13 protein-coding genes are annotated in these 15,589 nt (G+C 53.3%); 10 read left to right on the top strand and 3 right to left on the bottom strand.

What is annotated here, in order from left to right:
• The first annotated feature begins 85 nt into the window (after positions 1-85).
• The 3 genes from mazG to eno all read left to right on the top strand — a co-directional run bounded on the left by mazG (position 86) and on the right by eno (position 4,124).
• Complete coding sequence (gene mazG, locus OGV69_RS00450; RefSeq protein ID WP_069324619.1) at positions 86-877, top strand: nucleoside triphosphate pyrophosphohydrolase; 792 nt, start codon at positions 86-88, stop codon at positions 875-877.
• A 224-nt stretch (positions 878-1,101) separates the two neighbouring features.
• Complete coding sequence (gene pyrG / locus OGV69_RS00445; protein WP_005130912.1) at positions 1,102-2,739, top strand: glutamine hydrolyzing CTP synthase; 1,638 nt, start codon at positions 1,102-1,104, stop codon at positions 2,737-2,739.
• Between the two features lie 86 nt (positions 2,740-2,825).
• The gene (gene eno, locus OGV69_RS00440; RefSeq protein WP_003034129.1) at positions 2,826-4,124 is read left to right on the top strand and encodes a phosphopyruvate hydratase; all 1,299 of its coding nucleotides are present in this window, start codon (positions 2,826-2,828) and stop codon (positions 4,122-4,124) included.
• A 55-nt stretch (positions 4,125-4,179) separates the two neighbouring features.
• Here eno and OGV69_RS00435 read toward each other — a convergent pair whose 3' ends face one another.
• Positions 4,180-5,004 (bottom strand): MurR/RpiR family transcriptional regulator, encoded by an 825-nt coding sequence (locus OGV69_RS00435; protein ID WP_069324548.1) that lies wholly within the window; start codon positions 5,002-5,004, stop codon positions 4,180-4,182.
• 165 nt (positions 5,005-5,169) lie between these two features.
• On the opposite strand from OGV69_RS00435, the gene OGV69_RS00430 reads away from it, so the two are divergent.
• From OGV69_RS00430 to queE, 3 genes are all read left to right on the top strand, one after another.
• The gene (locus tag OGV69_RS00430) at positions 5,170-6,726 is read left to right on the top strand and encodes a maltose/glucose-specific PTS transporter subunit IIC (protein WP_069324620.1); all 1,557 of its coding nucleotides are present in this window, start codon (positions 5,170-5,172) and stop codon (positions 6,724-6,726) included.
• Entirely contained in the window at positions 6,726-7,415 is a 690-nt protein-coding gene (locus OGV69_RS00425) for an N-acetylmannosamine-6-phosphate 2-epimerase (RefSeq protein WP_069324549.1), read from the top strand. The genes OGV69_RS00430 and OGV69_RS00425 overlap by 1 nt, the downstream gene beginning before the upstream one ends.
• 71 nt (positions 7,416-7,486) lie before the next feature.
• Positions 7,487-8,158: a 7-carboxy-7-deazaguanine synthase QueE gene (gene queE, locus OGV69_RS00420; RefSeq protein ID WP_038633185.1), complete on the top strand. Its 672-nt coding sequence runs from the start codon at positions 7,487-7,489 to the stop codon at positions 8,156-8,158.
• A 47-nt stretch (positions 8,159-8,205) separates the two neighbouring features.
• Here the strand turns inward: queE and queD are convergent, their stop codons facing one another.
• Positions 8,206-8,568: a 6-carboxytetrahydropterin synthase QueD gene (gene queD, locus OGV69_RS00415; RefSeq protein ID WP_006687049.1), complete on the bottom strand. Its 363-nt coding sequence runs from the start codon at positions 8,566-8,568 to the stop codon at positions 8,206-8,208.
• A gap of 438 nt (positions 8,569-9,006) precedes the next feature.
• Between queD and cysJ the strand changes: the two genes are divergently transcribed.
• From cysJ to cysH, 3 genes are all read left to right on the top strand, one after another.
• The gene (cysJ, locus tag OGV69_RS00410; RefSeq protein ID WP_069324550.1) at positions 9,007-10,806 is read left to right on the top strand and encodes an NADPH-dependent assimilatory sulfite reductase flavoprotein subunit; all 1,800 of its coding nucleotides are present in this window, start codon (positions 9,007-9,009) and stop codon (positions 10,804-10,806) included.
• The gene (gene cysI / locus OGV69_RS00405) at positions 10,806-12,518 is read left to right on the top strand and encodes an assimilatory sulfite reductase (NADPH) hemoprotein subunit (RefSeq protein WP_069324551.1); all 1,713 of its coding nucleotides are present in this window, start codon (positions 10,806-10,808) and stop codon (positions 12,516-12,518) included. The genes cysJ and cysI overlap by 1 nt, the downstream gene beginning before the upstream one ends.
• Positions 12,519-12,594: 76 nt before the next feature.
• The gene (gene cysH, locus OGV69_RS00400) at positions 12,595-13,329 is read left to right on the top strand and encodes a phosphoadenosine phosphosulfate reductase (RefSeq protein WP_038633174.1); all 735 of its coding nucleotides are present in this window, start codon (positions 12,595-12,597) and stop codon (positions 13,327-13,329) included.
• A 51-nt stretch (positions 13,330-13,380) separates the two neighbouring features.
• On the opposite strand, the gene OGV69_RS00395 is transcribed toward cysH, so the two are convergent.
• Positions 13,381-14,418, bottom strand: coding sequence for an aminopeptidase (locus OGV69_RS00395; RefSeq protein WP_069324552.1), 1,038 nt, complete (start codon positions 14,416-14,418; stop codon positions 13,381-13,383).
• A 254-nt stretch (positions 14,419-14,672) separates the two neighbouring features.
• On the opposite strand from OGV69_RS00395, the gene cysD reads away from it, so the two are divergent.
• A complete protein-coding gene (cysD, locus tag OGV69_RS00390; protein ID WP_003034152.1) occupies positions 14,673-15,581 on the top strand; it encodes a sulfate adenylyltransferase subunit CysD in 909 nt (302 codons plus the stop codon).
• Positions 15,582-15,589: the final 8 nt, after the last annotated feature.

The following is a 15,589-nucleotide window of genomic DNA, read 5'->3' as shown; positions in this document are numbered from 1 at the left end:
AGCGTTGCCATCAGGCATTGCCATGTTGCCGGATGTCGGCTATCGCCTTATCCGGTCTACCGTATTGAAATTTCAGGATTTTCACATGAACCAAATCGATCGACTGCTCGGTATTATGCAGCGCTTGCGCGACCCGGAAAACGGCTGTCCGTGGGATAAAGAGCAGACATTCGCCACTATTGCCCCTTACACTCTCGAAGAAACCTATGAAGTACTGGATGCGATTGCGCGTGAAAACTTCGACGATCTGCGCGGAGAGCTCGGCGACCTGCTGTTCCAGGTGGTGTTTTATGCTCAGATGGCGCAGGAAGAAGGCCGTTTTGATTTCAATGATATCTGCGCCGCCATCAGCGATAAGCTTGAACGCCGGCATCCGCATGTATTCGCTGATGTTTCTGCCAGCAACAGTACTGAAGTGCTAACCCGCTGGGAGCAAATTAAAAGCGAAGAACGCGCCGGGAAAGCACAGCATTCCGCACTCGACGATATTCCCCGCAGTTTACCGGCGTTAATGCGCGCACAGAAAATCCAGAAACGCTGCTCTAATGTTGGCTTCGATTGGAAAACATTAGGACCGGTTGTCGACAAGGTTTATGAAGAGATCGACGAAGTCATGTTTGAGGCAAAGCAGGCTGTTGTCGACCAGGCTAAACTGGAGGAGGAAATGGGCGATCTGCTGTTTGCCACAGTCAACATGGCTCGTCATCTGGGGACAAAAGCCGAGACTGCGTTACAAAAAGCGAACGAGAAATTTGAACGACGTTTTCGTGAAGTTGAGCGAATTGTCGCTGCTCGTGGTCTGGAAATGACGGGTGTTGATCTGGAAACGATGGAAGAAGTCTGGCAACAGGTAAAACGGCAGGAAATTGATCTCTAAGGGATTTCGTCGGTCAAGGGCGTTTTGTGTGATTTTTTAAATAACAAGCGCTTGATTTACGTCAAAAACATTTACCCTAAAGGGGCTATTTTCTCACTCCCGATGTTAATGTGAGCCTGGTGAAGAGGAGGGATAATGAAAGTTTGTGGCGCTCGTCATGTTCGGGTATACTACTTTCCCGTCTTGGTAATTCCATCGTTTCACCCTAACTTCTCAGGTCCAGCATGACAACGAACTATATTTTTGTGACCGGCGGGGTCGTATCCTCTCTGGGAAAAGGCATTGCCGCAGCCTCCCTCGCAGCCATTCTTGAAGCCCGTGGCCTCAACGTGACCATGATGAAACTGGATCCGTACATCAACGTCGATCCGGGTACTATGAGCCCAATCCAACACGGGGAAGTGTTCGTTACCGAAGACGGCGCTGAAACCGACCTGGACCTGGGTCACTATGAGCGTTTCATCCGTACGAAAATGAGCCGCCGCAACAACTTCACCACGGGGCGTATCTACTCTGACGTTCTGCGTAAAGAACGCCGTGGCGACTATCTGGGCGCTACTGTTCAGGTTATCCCGCATATCACCAACGCAATTAAAGAGCGCGTTCTGGAAGGCGGTGAAGGTCATGATGTTGTTCTGGTCGAAATCGGCGGAACTGTTGGGGATATCGAATCTCTGCCGTTCCTTGAAGCGATTCGCCAGATGGCCGTAGAAATTGGCCGTGAGCACACGCTGTTTATGCATCTGACGCTGGTTCCGTACATGGCGGCGGCAGGTGAAGTCAAAACGAAACCGACTCAGCACTCTGTAAAAGAGCTGCTTTCTATCGGTATTCAGCCAGATATCCTGATCTGCCGCTCCGATCGCGCAGTTCCGGCGAATGAACGTGCGAAAATTGCATTGTTCTGTAACGTTCCGGAAAAAGCGGTGATTTCTCTGAAAGATGTCGATTCCATCTATAAAATTCCGGGCCTGTTGAAATCCCAGGGCCTTGACGATTATATTTGTAAACGATTCAGCTTGAACTGTCCGGAAGCTAATCTGTCAGAATGGGAACAGGTTATCTACGAAGAAGCGAATCCGGCAGGTGAAGTGACTATCGGTATGGTCGGCAAGTATATTGAACTGCCGGACGCCTATAAGTCAGTGATTGAAGCGCTGAAACACGGTGGTCTGAAGAATCGTGTCACCGTCAACATCAAGCTGATCGATTCGCAGGATGTCGAAACGCGCGGCGTTGAGATCCTGAAAGGTCTTGATGCTATCCTGATCCCTGGCGGCTTCGGCTACCGTGGTGTTGAAGGTAAAATCGCGACGGCGCGCTTTGCGCGTGAGAACAATATTCCTTATCTGGGCATTTGCCTGGGTATGCAGGTTGCGTTGATTGAGTTTGCGCGTAACGTAGTGGGTATGGACAACGCCAACTCCACGGAATTTGTGCCAGACTGTAAGTACCCGGTGGTGGCTCTGATTACCGAATGGCGTGACGAAGACGGCAACGTCGAAGTCCGTACCGAGAAGAGCGATCTGGGTGGCACCATGCGTCTTGGCGCGCAGCAGTGTCAGCTGAGCGATGAAAGCCTGGTCCGTCAACTGTACGGCACGCCGACAATCGTTGAACGCCACCGTCACCGCTACGAAGTCAACAATATGCTGTTGAAACAGATTGAAGCTGCTGGTCTGCGTGTTGCAGGCCGTTCCGGTGATGATCAGTTGGTCGAGATCATCGAGGTACCGAATCATCCGTGGTTCGTGGCCTGTCAGTTCCACCCGGAATTTACTTCCACGCCACGTGATGGGCACCCGCTGTTTGCCGGCTTTGTGAAAGCCGCCAGTGAACATCAGAAGCGTCAGGCGAAGTAAGAAGTAAAAAGTTAGAACGGCAATGCACCCATTCGGGTGCATTGTTTGTCTGGAGTTTTAGTTTAACTTGTACTGAGGAAAACCTAATGTCCAAAATCGTTAAAATCATCGGTCGTGAAATCATCGACTCCCGTGGTAACCCGACTGTTGAAGCCGAAGTACACCTGGAAGGTGGTTTCGTTGGTATGGCAGCAGCTCCGTCAGGTGCTTCTACTGGTTCCCGCGAAGCACTGGAACTGCGCGATGGCGACAAATCCCGTTTCATGGGTAAAGGCGTACTGAAAGCTGTTGCAGCTGTTAACGGCCCAATTGCTCAGGCTCTGCTGGGTAAAGATGCTAAAGATCAGGCTGGCATCGACAAGATCATGATCGATCTGGACGGTACTGAAAACAAATCCAACTTCGGTGCAAACGCCATCCTGGCTGTGTCCCTGGCGAACGCCAAAGCAGCAGCTGCTGCTAAAGGCCTGCCGCTGTATGCGCACATCGCTGAACTGAACGGTACTCCGGGCAAATACTCCATGCCGGTTCCGATGATGAACATCATCAACGGTGGTGAGCACGCTGACAACAACGTCGACATCCAGGAGTTCATGATTCAGCCGGTTGGCGCTAAGACTCTGAAAGAAGCCGTACGTATGGGTTCTGAAGTGTTCCACAACCTGGCTAAAGTTCTGAAAGCTAAAGGTATGAACACTGCAGTTGGTGACGAAGGCGGCTACGCGCCGAACCTGGGTTCCAACGCTGAAGCTCTGGCTGTAATCGCTGAAGCGGTTAAAGCAGCTGGCTACGAGCTGGGCAAAGACATCACTCTGGCGATGGACTGTGCAGCTTCTGAATTCTACAAAGACGGTAAATACGTTCTGGCTGGCGAAGGCAACAAAGCGTTCACCTCCGAAGAATTCACTCACTTCCTGGAAGAACTGACCAAACAGTACCCGATCGTGTCCATCGAAGATGGTCTGGACGAGTCTGACTGGGACGGTTTCGCATACCAGACTAAAGTTCTGGGCGACAAAATCCAGCTGGTTGGTGACGATCTGTTCGTAACCAACACCAAAATCCTGAAAGAAGGCATCGAAAAAGGCATCGTTAACTCCATCCTGATCAAATTTAACCAGATCGGTTCTCTGACCGAAACTCTGGCTGCGATCAAAATGGCGAAAGACGCTGGCTACACCGCTGTCATCTCTCACCGTTCTGGCGAAACTGAAGACGCTACCATCGCTGACCTGGCTGTTGGTACCGCTGCAGGCCAGATCAAAACCGGTTCTATGAGCCGTTCTGACCGCGTAGCTAAGTACAACCAGCTGATTCGTATCGAAGAAGCGCTGGGCGAACAAGCTCCGTACAACGGTCGTAAAGAGATCAAAGGTCAGGCGTAATCCTGTTCTTTAACTCTTAACATAAAAACCCGCTGCGGCGGGTTTTTTTATGCCTTTAAAGTAGTAATGGTAAGGTCGCACTCGCCGTTTGCTGGCTCACATCGCTGTACTTTTCATCCAGTCCAATCAGCGACGTGGTGAGCAGTTCCACCAACAGCATGACACCCACCTTGGCGTTTAGCGCGCCAGCACTCAATGGACCTTCCGGTTTGGCTGCGACCAGTTGAATATCACTCAGCGAAGCCAGCGGACTGCGTGGTGTATTACTCAGCGCCAGTACGCGTACGCCTTGCTTACGCGCCAGCTTTACGACATGCAGCAGATCGCGCGTGGATCCCGAACTGGATATCGCCACTACCAGCGTATCTTTGCTTAGCGTTGTAGCGTTCATAGCAGCACGGTGCATGTCGCTGAACAATTGCGCGGGTTTGCCGAGGCGCAGGAGTTTGTAATGTAAATATTCCCCCAGAATAGCGCTGGCCGCTACGCCATAAATTTGTACCGACTGAGCCTGATGCAGCGCCAGAGCGGCTGCTTCCAGTAATGTTCTGTCGAGTAATTTTGCCGTGTCCTGCAGCGCTTGCACGGATTCATTGACCACATTGTCAATCTCATCACCGCTGTGCTCTACCGGCTCTCCTTGCCGGAGATCGAGTGCCAGCGCCATCTTAAATTCGTTATAGCCCTTACACCCCAGCGTACGGCACAGACGCGTGACGCTCGCCTCGCTGGTGTCGCTTTCACGCGCCAGTTCGGTAATCGTCAGATAGACCACTCTTGCCGGATCGCTAAGCACAAACTCTCCCAGCTTTTGTTTAGTTCGACTATATCCATCAACGCCCTGGCGCAATCTCAGCAGCAGGTTTTCATTTTCTGACATGCAAAATCCTTAATGCGTTTCTCTGACGATAGTGTGGCGGAAAGCAGGGGAGAGATGCCAGTCATTTTAAAAAAGTATGATCGGCGTCCTGGTTTTTGATGGTAATTTTCATTTTTAAAATTAATTATGGTAAAAATTTTCATCAATGATCGGGGAGATGAAAAAATGATGCAAATATTTAGCGGCGCTTCGTCAGGCGCATGGTTTGAAAAAGCGCAGCGGTTCGGCAAATCGTTCATGCTACCGATTGCGGTATTGCCCGCAGCGGGGTTGTTGTTGGGGATTGGTGGGGCTTTGTCGAATCCCAATACGCTGACGGCCTACCCATTCTTGAATGTCGACTGGCTGCAGGCAATCTTCACGATCATGACCAGCGCGGGTTCTATCGTGTTTGCCAACCTGTCGGTGCTTTTTGCGGTTGGTGTTGCCGTGGGACTGGCGAAAACGGATAAAGGCACGGCGGGCCTTGCGGCATTGCTGGCTTTTCTGGTGATGAATGCCACCATCAATGCTTTGTTAACGCTCAACGGAACGCTGGCGCACGAGAATCCAGGTGCTGTGGGCCAGGGAATGACGCTGGGCATTCAGACGCTGGAAACGGGCGTGTTTGGTGGGGTCGTGATTGGTCTGGTCACCTGCGCGCTGCATAGCCGTTTCAATAAAGTCTCACTCCCTCAGTTTCTTGGCTTTTTCAGTGGTTCGCGTTTTGTACCGATTATCAGCTCGCTTGCCGCGATTGTGGTGGGGGCGATCATGACGGTGGTATGGCCGCATTTCCAGAAGCTCATTTTTGGACTGGGCGGTCTGGTGGATGCGACGGGCTATCTGGGGACGCTACTGTACGGTTTCATTCTGCGTATGCTTGGCCCACTGGGTTTACACCATATCTTTTATTTGCCGTTCTGGACAACGGCGCTGGGCGGGAGCGAAATCGTCAACGGTCAACTGGTCGAAGGCACCCAGCGTATTTTCTTTGCCCAACTTGCCGATCCGAATACGCAGCAGTTTTATGCCGGTACCTCGCGCTTTATGTCCGGGCGCTTTATCACCATGATGTTTGGCCTGCTTGGCGCATGCCTGGCGATGTACCACACGGCAAAACCGGAGAACAGAAAGCTTGTCGCCGGACTGTTGCTATCGGCGGCTCTGACCTCTTTCCTGACCGGCATCACTGAGCCTATTGAGTTCTCCTTCCTGTTTGTGGCTCCGGTGTTATATGTCATTCACGCCTTCTTCGATGGTCTGGCGTTTATGATGGCGCATATTTTACATATCACTATTGGGCAAACCTTTTCGGGTGGACTGATCGATTTCCTCCTCTTCGGCGTGCTACAGGGGGAAGCGAAAACCAACTGGATGTACGTCCCTCTGGTTGGGGGGCCGTGGTTCTTTCTTTACTACTTCACTTTCCGTTATTTGATTAACCGCTTTAACTGGCTGACGCCGGGGCGTGAGAGCGCTGCCCAGGTGGAGTCCGGTCTGCCTCAGAGCGAACGCGCAGCGGCAGTCATCGCCGGGCTGGGAGGCAAAGAGAATCTGGAAGAGGTGGACTGTTGCGCCACACGCTTACGCGTGACGGTGAAAGAGAGCAGCAAGGTTGATGAAGCTGCGCTGAAAGCGACCGGAGCGCGCGGCGTAATTATTCGCGGCAACGGTGTTCAGGTGATTTATGGCCCGCATGTCACCATCATTAAAAATGAAGTCGAAGAGATCTTATCGTGATGAAAACTGTACTGGATTCCCTGAAAGGTAAATTAATTGTCTCCTGCCAGGCGCTGGAAAATGAACCCCTGCACAGCCCGTTTATTATGTCGCGTATGGCGCTGGCGGCAGCGCAGGGCGGTGCGGCAGGTATCCGTGCGAACAGCGTGGTAGATATTCGCGCGATCAAAGAGAGCGTCTCCCTGCCGGTAATAGGGATTATCAAGCGCGATTATCCGGGCAGCGATGTATTTATCACGGCCACCCTGCAGGAAGTGGATGAACTGATGACCGTTGAGCCGGAAATTATTGCTCTGGATGCGACAGCGCGACCGCGCCCCGGTGGGCAAACGCTGGAAGAACTGGTCACGCAAATCCGCGCCCGCTACCCGTCCGTACTGCTGATGGCGGATATCGCCACCGTCGATGAGGCGGTAACAGCCGAGCGGCTGGGTTTTGACTGCGTAGGCACTACACTCTATGGCTATACTGCGGACACTGCCGGGCATGTGCTGGCGGAAAACGACTGCGGTTTTTTACGTGAGGTGTTGGCGGCGGTCACCATACCGGTTGTGGCGGAAGGTAACGTCGATACCCCGGAACGCGCCGCACGTTGCCTGGCATTAGGCGCGCATACCGTGGTGGTTGGAGGCGCTATCACGCGTCCGCAGCAGATAACGGCACGCTTTGTCGCGGCGATCGCCTCGTAAAGCATCGATGGGGCATGATACTTTGGCGGGGATCTGCGATAATTAGCGTTTATCCCCATATTGAGAACGCTATGCAGTACCCGATTAACGAGATGTTCCAGACCCTGCAAGGTGAGGGTTACTTTACCGGCGTCCCCGCCATTTTTATTCGTTTACAGGGATGCCCGGTTGGCTGTGCCTGGTGCGATACCAAACACACCTGGGATAAGCTTGAGGATCGGGAAGTCTCCCTGTACAGCATCCTGGCTAAAACGAAAGAGAGCGATAAGTGGGGCGCGGCGAGCAGCGAAGATTTGCTGGCTGTTATTCAGCGTCAGAGCTATACCGCCCGTCACGTGGTGATCACCGGCGGTGAGCCCTGCATTCATGACCTGATGCCGCTAACTGACCTGCTGGAAAAGAACGGCTTTAGCTGCCAGATTGAAACCAGCGGTACCCACGAAGTACGTTGTACGCCGAATACCTGGGTGACCGTATCGCCGAAGGTGAATATGCGCGGTGGTTATGATGTGCTGTCACAGGCGCTGGAGCGCGCGAATGAAATCAAACATCCGGTCGGCCGCGTTCGCGATATTGAAGCGCTGGATGAACTGCTGGCAACGTTGAGCGATGATAAGCCGCGAATCATTGCCTTACAGCCAATCAGCCAGAAAGAAGACGCGACGCGTCTGTGCATTGATACCTGTATCGCGCGTAACTGGCGTCTGTCGATGCAGACCCATAAATACCTGAATATTGCCTGATAAATTTTGCCGGGTGGGCTTCGCATTGCCATCCGGCAAAGTCACAATCACTCGCCGCGATACACGCAACCCGCTGTGCAGGTCTCTTTTACCATCACTGCGCTCAGCAGAGGGACAACCGGTTTTACCTGATCCCAAATCCATTTTGCCAGCACTTCGCTGGTTGGGTTTTCTAAGCCTGGAATATCGTTCAGATAGTAGTGATCAAGTCTGTCATAAGTCGGCTTAAACGCCGCCTTTAACTCTGCGAAATCCATGATCCAACCGGTATGCGGATCGACTTCACCGGTAATTTCAAGACGCACCATAAATGAGTGACCATGCAGGCGACCACACTTATGCCCTTCCGGTACATGCGGCAGGCGGTGAGCGGCTTCGAAGGTGAAATCTTTAAACAAGGTGGTGGACATTTTTTACTCTCAAGAATGCGAAAAACCGCCGTAGGGTACCGTAAAGAGCAAATTTTATCATTAGTTAAAAGGGCGCAGAGTATCAGAACAATCCATTCATAAAGATAATGTTCAATAACTATTTATATATCAAATGCTTATTAAATCGATTTTGCTGTTAATAACTATAACTAAAACAGGTTAGTTCATTTGGTTATTTGTTATTTCTATCCCTTCTTTAGTTGTTACTATGCCCGCCGTTAACCTAATACTCGTCATACTTCGAGCTGCATGTGTGTTGGCTTCACTCTCTTATCCCAGTCACTTACTTCAGTAAGCTCCTGGGATTCGTTCACTTGCCGCCTTCATGCAACTCGAATTATTTAGAGTATTTTCATTTCTTTTTTTGGTGCCATTTGGGCACGAAAAACAGCTTTGCTTACTGGAACATGACAACGCATGACGACACAGGCCCCACCTTCCGCTCTGCTACCGCTAAACCCGGAGCAACTGGCTCGCCTTCAGGCGGCCACGACCGATTTCACTCCCGCGCAGCTTGCGTGGGTTTCTGGTTATTTTTGGGGCGTGCTGAATCAGCAGCCGGGGGCGAATGCAGCGGCTCCTGCGCCTGTTGCCGAAATGCCGGGGATTACGCTTATCTCCGCCTCGCAAACCGGCAATGCGCGTCGTGTGGCGGAAGCCCTGCGCGATGATCTAATTGCCGCGAAGCTCAATGTCACTCTGATCAATGCCGGCGACTACAAATTCAAACAAATCGCCAATGAAAAGTTGCTGGTTGTGGTGGCATCGACTCAGGGAGAAGGAGAACCAGCGGAAGAAGCTGTGGCGTTACATAAATTCCTGTTCTCGAAAAAAGCGCCGAAACTCGATAACACCGCTTTCGCCGTGTTTGCTCTCGGCGATACCTCTTACGAATTTTTCTGTCAGGCCGGTAAAGATTTCGACAGCAAGCTGGCTGAGCTGGGCGGTGAACGTCTGCTCGATCGCGTAGATGCCGACGTCGAATATCAGGCCGCTGCCGCGCAGTGGCGTGCCCGGTTGGTTGATGTACTGAAAGCGCGTGCGCCTGCAGTACCGTCTGTACAAGTTGCAGCGAGCGGTGCGGTAAATGAAGTACATACCAGCCCCTACACCAAAGAAGCGCCGCTGACGGCGTCCTTGTCGGTGAACCAGAAAATTACCGGTCGTAACTCGGAAAAAGATGTCCGTCATATCGAAATCGATCTCGGTGATTCCGGTCTGCGTTATCAGCCGGGCGACGCGCTGGGCGTGTGGTATCAGAACGATCCGGCTCTGGTGAAAGAGCTGGTTGAACTGCTGTGGCTGAAAGGGGATGAGCCGGTTACGGTGGAAGGAAAAATCCTGCCGCTGGCCGAAGCGCTGGAGTGGCACTTCGAACTGACGGTCAACACCGCGAATATCGTGGAAAACTACGCCACGCTGACGCGCAGTGAATCGCTGCTGCCGCTGGTGGGCGATAAAGCCCAGCTTCAGCAGTATGCGGCTACCACGCCAATCGTCGATATGGTGCGTTTCTCCCCGGCACAGCTTGATGCCGAAGCATTAATCGGCCTGCTGCGTCCACTGACGCCGCGCCTGTACTCTATCGCCTCTTCACAGGCGGAAGTTGAAAGCGAAGTGCACGTGACCGTCGGCGTCGTGCGCTACGACATTGAAGGTCGTGCCCGCGCCGGTGGTGCCTCCAGCTTCCTCGCCGACCGCGTGGAAGAAGAGGGCGAAGTGCGCGTGTTCATTGAGCACAACGACAACTTCCGCCTGCCGGCGAACCCGCAGACCCCGGTGATTATGATTGGTCCGGGCACCGGTATCGCGCCGTTCCGCGCCTTTATGCAGCAGCGCGCCGCCGACGGTGCGGAAGGCAAGAACTGGCTGTTCTTCGGTAACCCGCATTTCACCGAAGACTTCCTCTACCAGGTCGAGTGGCAGCGCTACGTAAAAGAAGGCGTGCTGAACCGTATCGATCTGGCCTGGTCACGCGATCAAAAAGAAAAAATCTACGTACAAGACAAACTGCGCGAACAGGGCGCAGAGCTGTGGCGCTGGATTAATGACGGTGCCCACATTTATGTCTGCGGCGACGCTAATCGCATGGCGAAAGACGTTGAGCAGGCGTTGCTGGAAGTGATTGCTGAGTTCGGTGCAATGGACATCGAAGCGGCGGATGAATTTTTAAGTGAGCTGCGCGTTGAGCGCCGTTATCAGCGAGATGTCTACTAATGAGCGAAAAATACCCAGGGCCTTTAGTGGTCGAAGGCAAACTGACTGACGCCGAGCGCATGAAGCGTGAAAGTAATTTCCTGCGCGGCACCATCGCGGAAGACCTGAATGACGGTCTGACCGGCGGTTTTCACGGCGATAATTTCCTGCTGATTCGTTTCCACGGCATGTACCAGCAGGATGATCGCGACATTCGCGCCGAGCGCGCCGAGCAGAAGCTGGAGCCGCGCCATGCGATGTTGCTGCGCTGTCGTCTGCCGGGCGGGGTGATCACCACTACCCAGTGGAAGGCCATCGATAAATTCGCCGCTGACAACACGATTTATGGCAGCATCCGTCTGACCAACCGTCAGACCTTCCAGTTCCACGGCATTCTGAAGAAGAACGTCAAGCCGGTGCATCAGATGTTGCACTCCGTCGGGCTGGACGCGCTGGCGACCGCCAACGACATGAACCGTAACGTGCTGTGCACCTCCAACCCGTATGAGTCCGAGCTGCACGCCGAGGCCTACGAGTGGGCGAAAAAGATCTCTGAACATCTGCTGCCGCGTACCCGCGCCTATGCGGAGATCTGGCTCGATCAGGAGAAGGTCGCCACCACCGACGAAGAACCGATCCTCGGCGCGACTTATTTGCCGCGTAAATTTAAAACCACGGTGGTGATCCCGCCGCAGAACGATATCGATCTGCACGCCAACGACATGAACTTCGTGGCGATTGCCGAAAACGGCAAGCTGGTGGGCTTTAACCTGCTGGTTGGCGGCGGTCTGTCTATTGAGCACGGTAATAAGAAAACCTACGCGCGTACGGCAAGCGAGTTCGGCTTCCTGCCGCTGGAGCATACCCTGGCCGTGGCCGAAGCGGTGGTGACGACTCAGCGTGACTGGGGTAACCGTACCGACCGTAAAAACGCGAAAACCAAATATACCCTGGAGCGCGTCGGTATCGACACCTTCAAGGAAGAGGTTGAGCGCCGCGCGGGGATCAAGTTTGAGCCGATCCGCCCGTATGAATTTACCGGTCGTGGCGATCGCATCGGTTGGGTGAAAGGGATCGACAACAACTGGCACCTGACGCTGTTTATCGAAAACGGTCGTATCCTGGATTATCCTGGACGTCCGCTGAAAACCGGTTTACTGGAGATCGCGAAGATCCACAAAGGCGATTTCCGCATCACCGCTAACCAGAACCTGATTATTGCCAGCGTGCCGGAAAGCCAGAAAGCGAAGATCGAGAAACTGGCGCGCGACCACGGGTTGATGAATGCGGTGAAACCGCAGCGTGAAAACTCGATGGCCTGCGTGTCGTTCCCGACCTGTCCGCTGGCGATGGCGGAAGCTGAGCGTTTCCTGCCGTCGTTTACGGACAAAGTGGAAGCGATTCTGGAAAAACACGGCATTCCTGACGAGCATATCGTGATGCGCGTGACCGGCTGCCCGAACGGCTGCGGCCGCGCGATGCTGGCGGAGCTGGGTCTGGTGGGCAAAGCCCCGGGGCGTTACAACGTGCATCTGGGCGGCAACCGCATGGGAACACGTATTCCACGCATGTATCGCGAAAACATTACGGAAGCGGAAATTCTCGATTCCATTGACGAGCTGGTTGGGCGCTGGGCGAAAGAGCGCGAAGCGGGTGAAGGCTTCGGCGATTTTACGGTGCGTGCGGGCATCATTCGCCCGGTGCTTGATCCAGCGCGTGATTTCTGGGAATAAGTTCCCTTTGCCTGGTGACACGACGGTTTTGTAGGCCTGATAAGCGTAGCGCTATCAGGCATAAGATGAGGTAATCATGTCAGTACTCGATCTAAACGCTCTGAACGACCTGCCGAAAGTTGAACGCGTTATGGCGCTGGCGGAAACTAACAGCCAACTGGAAAAGCTGGACGCCGAAGGCCGCGTGGCGTGGGCACTGGAGAATTTGCCGGGAGAATACGTGCTCTCTTCCAGCTTTGGTATTCAGGCCGCAGTAAGCCTGCATCTGGTCAATCAGATCCGCCCGGATATCCCGGTAATTCTGACCGATACCGGCTATCTGTTCCCGGAAACCTACCAGTTTATTGACGAGTTAACGGACAAACTCAGGCTGAATCTGCAAGTCTATCGGGCGAAGGAGAGTGCTGCCTGGCAGGAAGCACGCTATGGCAAACTGTGGGAGCAGGGCGTTGAGGGCATTGAGAAATACAATGACATCAACAAAGTCGAGCCGATGAACCGGGCGCTAAAAGAGCTGAAAGCACAGACCTGGTTTGCGGGCCTGCGCCGCGAGCAGTCAGGCAGCCGGGCGCATTTGCCGGTACTGGCAATTCAGCGCGGCGTGTTTAAAGTGCTGCCGATCATCGACTGGGATAACCGTACCGTTTACCAGTATCTGCAAAAGCACGGGCTGAAATATCACCCGCTGTGGGACCAGGGCTATCTGTCGGTGGGGGATACGCATACTACCCGCAAATGGGAGCCGGGCATGGCGGAAGAAGAGACGCGCTTCTTCGGGCTGAAGCGCGAATGCGGGCTGCACGAAGGGTAATATGAGCCTCGGTAAGCGTTATGCATTACCGGGGCTCTTTTTTTTTCAGGATTACCCTGCCTTCGCCAGCTCTTTTACCAGCGGCAGCATGATGCGTACCACGTCGCGGCTGCGGTGCTCTATCCGGCCCGGTAACGCTTTATCGATATGCTGTTGGTTATCCAGACGCACATCGTGCCAGCTGTTGCCATCCGGGAATGAAGGGCTTTTGGCGCGTTGTTGATAGCCATCTTTCTTGCCGAGGCTCCAGTTGGTCGCTTCAACGGAAAGGACGGCAATTCCCGCGTTATCGAACACCTCTGCGTCGTTACAGCAGCCGGTACCTTTCGGATAGTCTTTGTTCAGTCCGGGGTTGGTGCTGGCGACAATACCGCGTCTGCGTGCGATGACCAGCGCCCGGTCGCGCGTCAGTTTTCGTACGGCTTCCGGGGTTCTTTTCCCGCTGTTGAAATAGAGCTTATCGCCAACGATCAGGTTATCGAGGTTGATAACCAGCAGCGTATTTTTCTTCTCGGCGGCGCTCATTCGCTTAAGGATGTTCTCTGCGCCGAGTTTGCCTTCCTCTTCACCGCTGGTGGCGATAAAGCGAATACCGTACTGCGTCGGCACATTTTTGAGTCGTTCAGCCAGCTCCAGCATCACGCCCACCCCTGCGGCGTTGTCGTCGATACCCTGTAGGGTTAATCCACCCAGATTGGCATCGGAATCGGCGTCGCTTTGCGCAGCGTAGGTGTCGAGGTGCGCCATGATAATAATCTGCTGTGGCGCTTTGCCTTCATGGGCTGCAATGACGGTACTGCCCGTTACGTTATGCCAGTTTTTACGATTATCTTTGGCGGTATAAATATAGCGGCTGTTAAACGTCCGAATATCACTGCTATAGCCCATCTGCTGAAATTGCTGACGTATATAATCAGCAGATAACATTTCTGCCGGAGAACCCGTCACACGGCCTGGGAAGAATGTGGCGATGTAGCGTGCCTGGGTATTTGCGATATCTCCGGGCTTCGAAGATGTTGCCTGTGCGGGAAGGATAAAGCACGCGCCGAGCGCCAGGGCGGTAGTCAGGTGGCGCAATGCGGAAAACATAGTGAGTCCTTAAATACCAAGCAGAAATTTTTAGCCGCTAGTATGAAACCGTGATCGCGGTAAAACAATTTCATTTGCTCCTAAATGCCCGAAATCCGGTGGCTTAAGCACTTTTTGATATTTGCTTTTCCAGATCGTTATTCCTTTGAGGAACTACTCATTCCAATTCGTAATTTCATTCGCCTCCTTGCCCTCCCTATAGTCAGGTTATCTGAGCATCGTTAGCAAAATAACGGCATTACATAGGAACGGTTATGGATCAAAAACGACTTACCCACCTGCGGCAACTGGAAGCGGAAAGCATCCATATCATTCGTGAGGTGGCCGCCGAGTTTTCTAATCCGGTGATGATGTATTCCATCGGCAAAGATTCCAGCGTAATGCTGCATCTGGCGCGCAAAGCGTTTTATCCTGGCACGCTGCCGTTCCCCTTGCTGCACGTTGATACCGGTTGGAAATTTAGCGAGATGTATGAATTTCGTGACCGTACGGCGAAAGCCTACGGCTGCGAACTGCTGGTGCATAAAAACCCGGAAGGGGTGGCGATGGGCATCAACCCCTTTGTCCACGGCAGCGCCAAGCATACCGATATTATGAAAACCGAAGGGCTTAAGCAGGCGCTGAACAAATACGGTTTTGACGCCGCGTTCGGCGGCGCACGCCGTGATGAGGAGAAATCGCGCGCCAAAGAGCGCATTTACTCCTTCCGCGATCGCTTCCATCGCTGGGACCCGAAAAATCAGCGTCCGGAACTGTGGCACAACTACAACGGACAAATTAACAAAGGCGAAAGCATTCGCGTATTCCCGCTCTCTAACTGGACCGAACAGGATATCTGGCAGTACATCTGGTTGGAAAATATCGACATCGTACCGCTGTACCTGGCGGCTGAGCGTCCGGTACTGGAGCGCGATGGTATGTTGATGATGATTGATGACGACAGAATCGATCTGCAACCCGGCGAAGTGATTAAAAAGCGCATGGTGCGTTTCCGCACGCTTGGCTGCTGGCCGCTGACCGGCGCGGTGGAGTCTAACGCGCAGACGCTGCCGGAAATTATTGAAGAGATGCTGGTCTCAACCACCAGTGAACGTCAGGGCCGCGTGATTGACCGCGACCAGGCGGGCTCCATGGAGCTGAAGAAACGTCAGGGGTATTTCTAAGGAGCCGC

This window comes from Citrobacter sp. Cc139 (assembly GCF_030334645.1).
GTDB lineage: Bacteria > Pseudomonadota > Gammaproteobacteria > Enterobacterales > Enterobacteriaceae > Citrobacter > Citrobacter werkmanii.
The sequence above is the reverse complement of the archived record's forward strand: the minus strand, read 5'-3'. Positions and strand labels throughout refer to the sequence as shown.

Excerpts from the sequence above, each read along its gene's own strand:
- pyrG (WP_005130912.1), top strand. The coding sequence starts at position 1,102 with ATGACAACGAACTATATTTTTGTGACCGGCGGGGTCGTATCCTCTCTG.
- OGV69_RS00425 (WP_069324549.1), top strand. The coding sequence starts at position 6,726 with ATGAAAACTGTACTGGATTCCCTGAAAGGTAAATTAATTGTCTCCTGC.
- OGV69_RS00430 (WP_069324620.1), top strand. The coding sequence starts at position 5,170 with ATGATGCAAATATTTAGCGGCGCTTCGTCAGGCGCATGGTTTGAAAAA.
- eno (WP_003034129.1), top strand. The coding sequence starts at position 2,826 with ATGTCCAAAATCGTTAAAATCATCGGTCGTGAAATCATCGACTCCCGT.
- cysH (WP_038633174.1), top strand. The coding sequence starts at position 12,595 with ATGTCAGTACTCGATCTAAACGCTCTGAACGACCTGCCGAAAGTTGAA.
- cysD (WP_003034152.1), top strand. The coding sequence starts at position 14,673 with ATGGATCAAAAACGACTTACCCACCTGCGGCAACTGGAAGCGGAAAGC.
- cysJ (WP_069324550.1), top strand. The coding sequence starts at position 9,007 with ATGACGACACAGGCCCCACCTTCCGCTCTGCTACCGCTAAACCCGGAG.
- queD (WP_006687049.1), bottom strand. The coding sequence starts at position 8,568 with ATGTCCACCACCTTGTTTAAAGATTTCACCTTCGAAGCCGCTCACCGC.
- queE (WP_038633185.1), top strand. The coding sequence starts at position 7,487 with ATGCAGTACCCGATTAACGAGATGTTCCAGACCCTGCAAGGTGAGGGT.
- mazG (WP_069324619.1), top strand. The coding sequence starts at position 86 with ATGAACCAAATCGATCGACTGCTCGGTATTATGCAGCGCTTGCGCGAC.
- OGV69_RS00435 (WP_069324548.1), bottom strand. The coding sequence starts at position 5,004 with ATGTCAGAAAATGAAAACCTGCTGCTGAGATTGCGCCAGGGCGTTGAT.
- cysI (WP_069324551.1), top strand. The coding sequence starts at position 10,806 with ATGAGCGAAAAATACCCAGGGCCTTTAGTGGTCGAAGGCAAACTGACT.
- OGV69_RS00395 (WP_069324552.1), bottom strand. The coding sequence starts at position 14,418 with ATGTTTTCCGCATTGCGCCACCTGACTACCGCCCTGGCGCTCGGCGCG.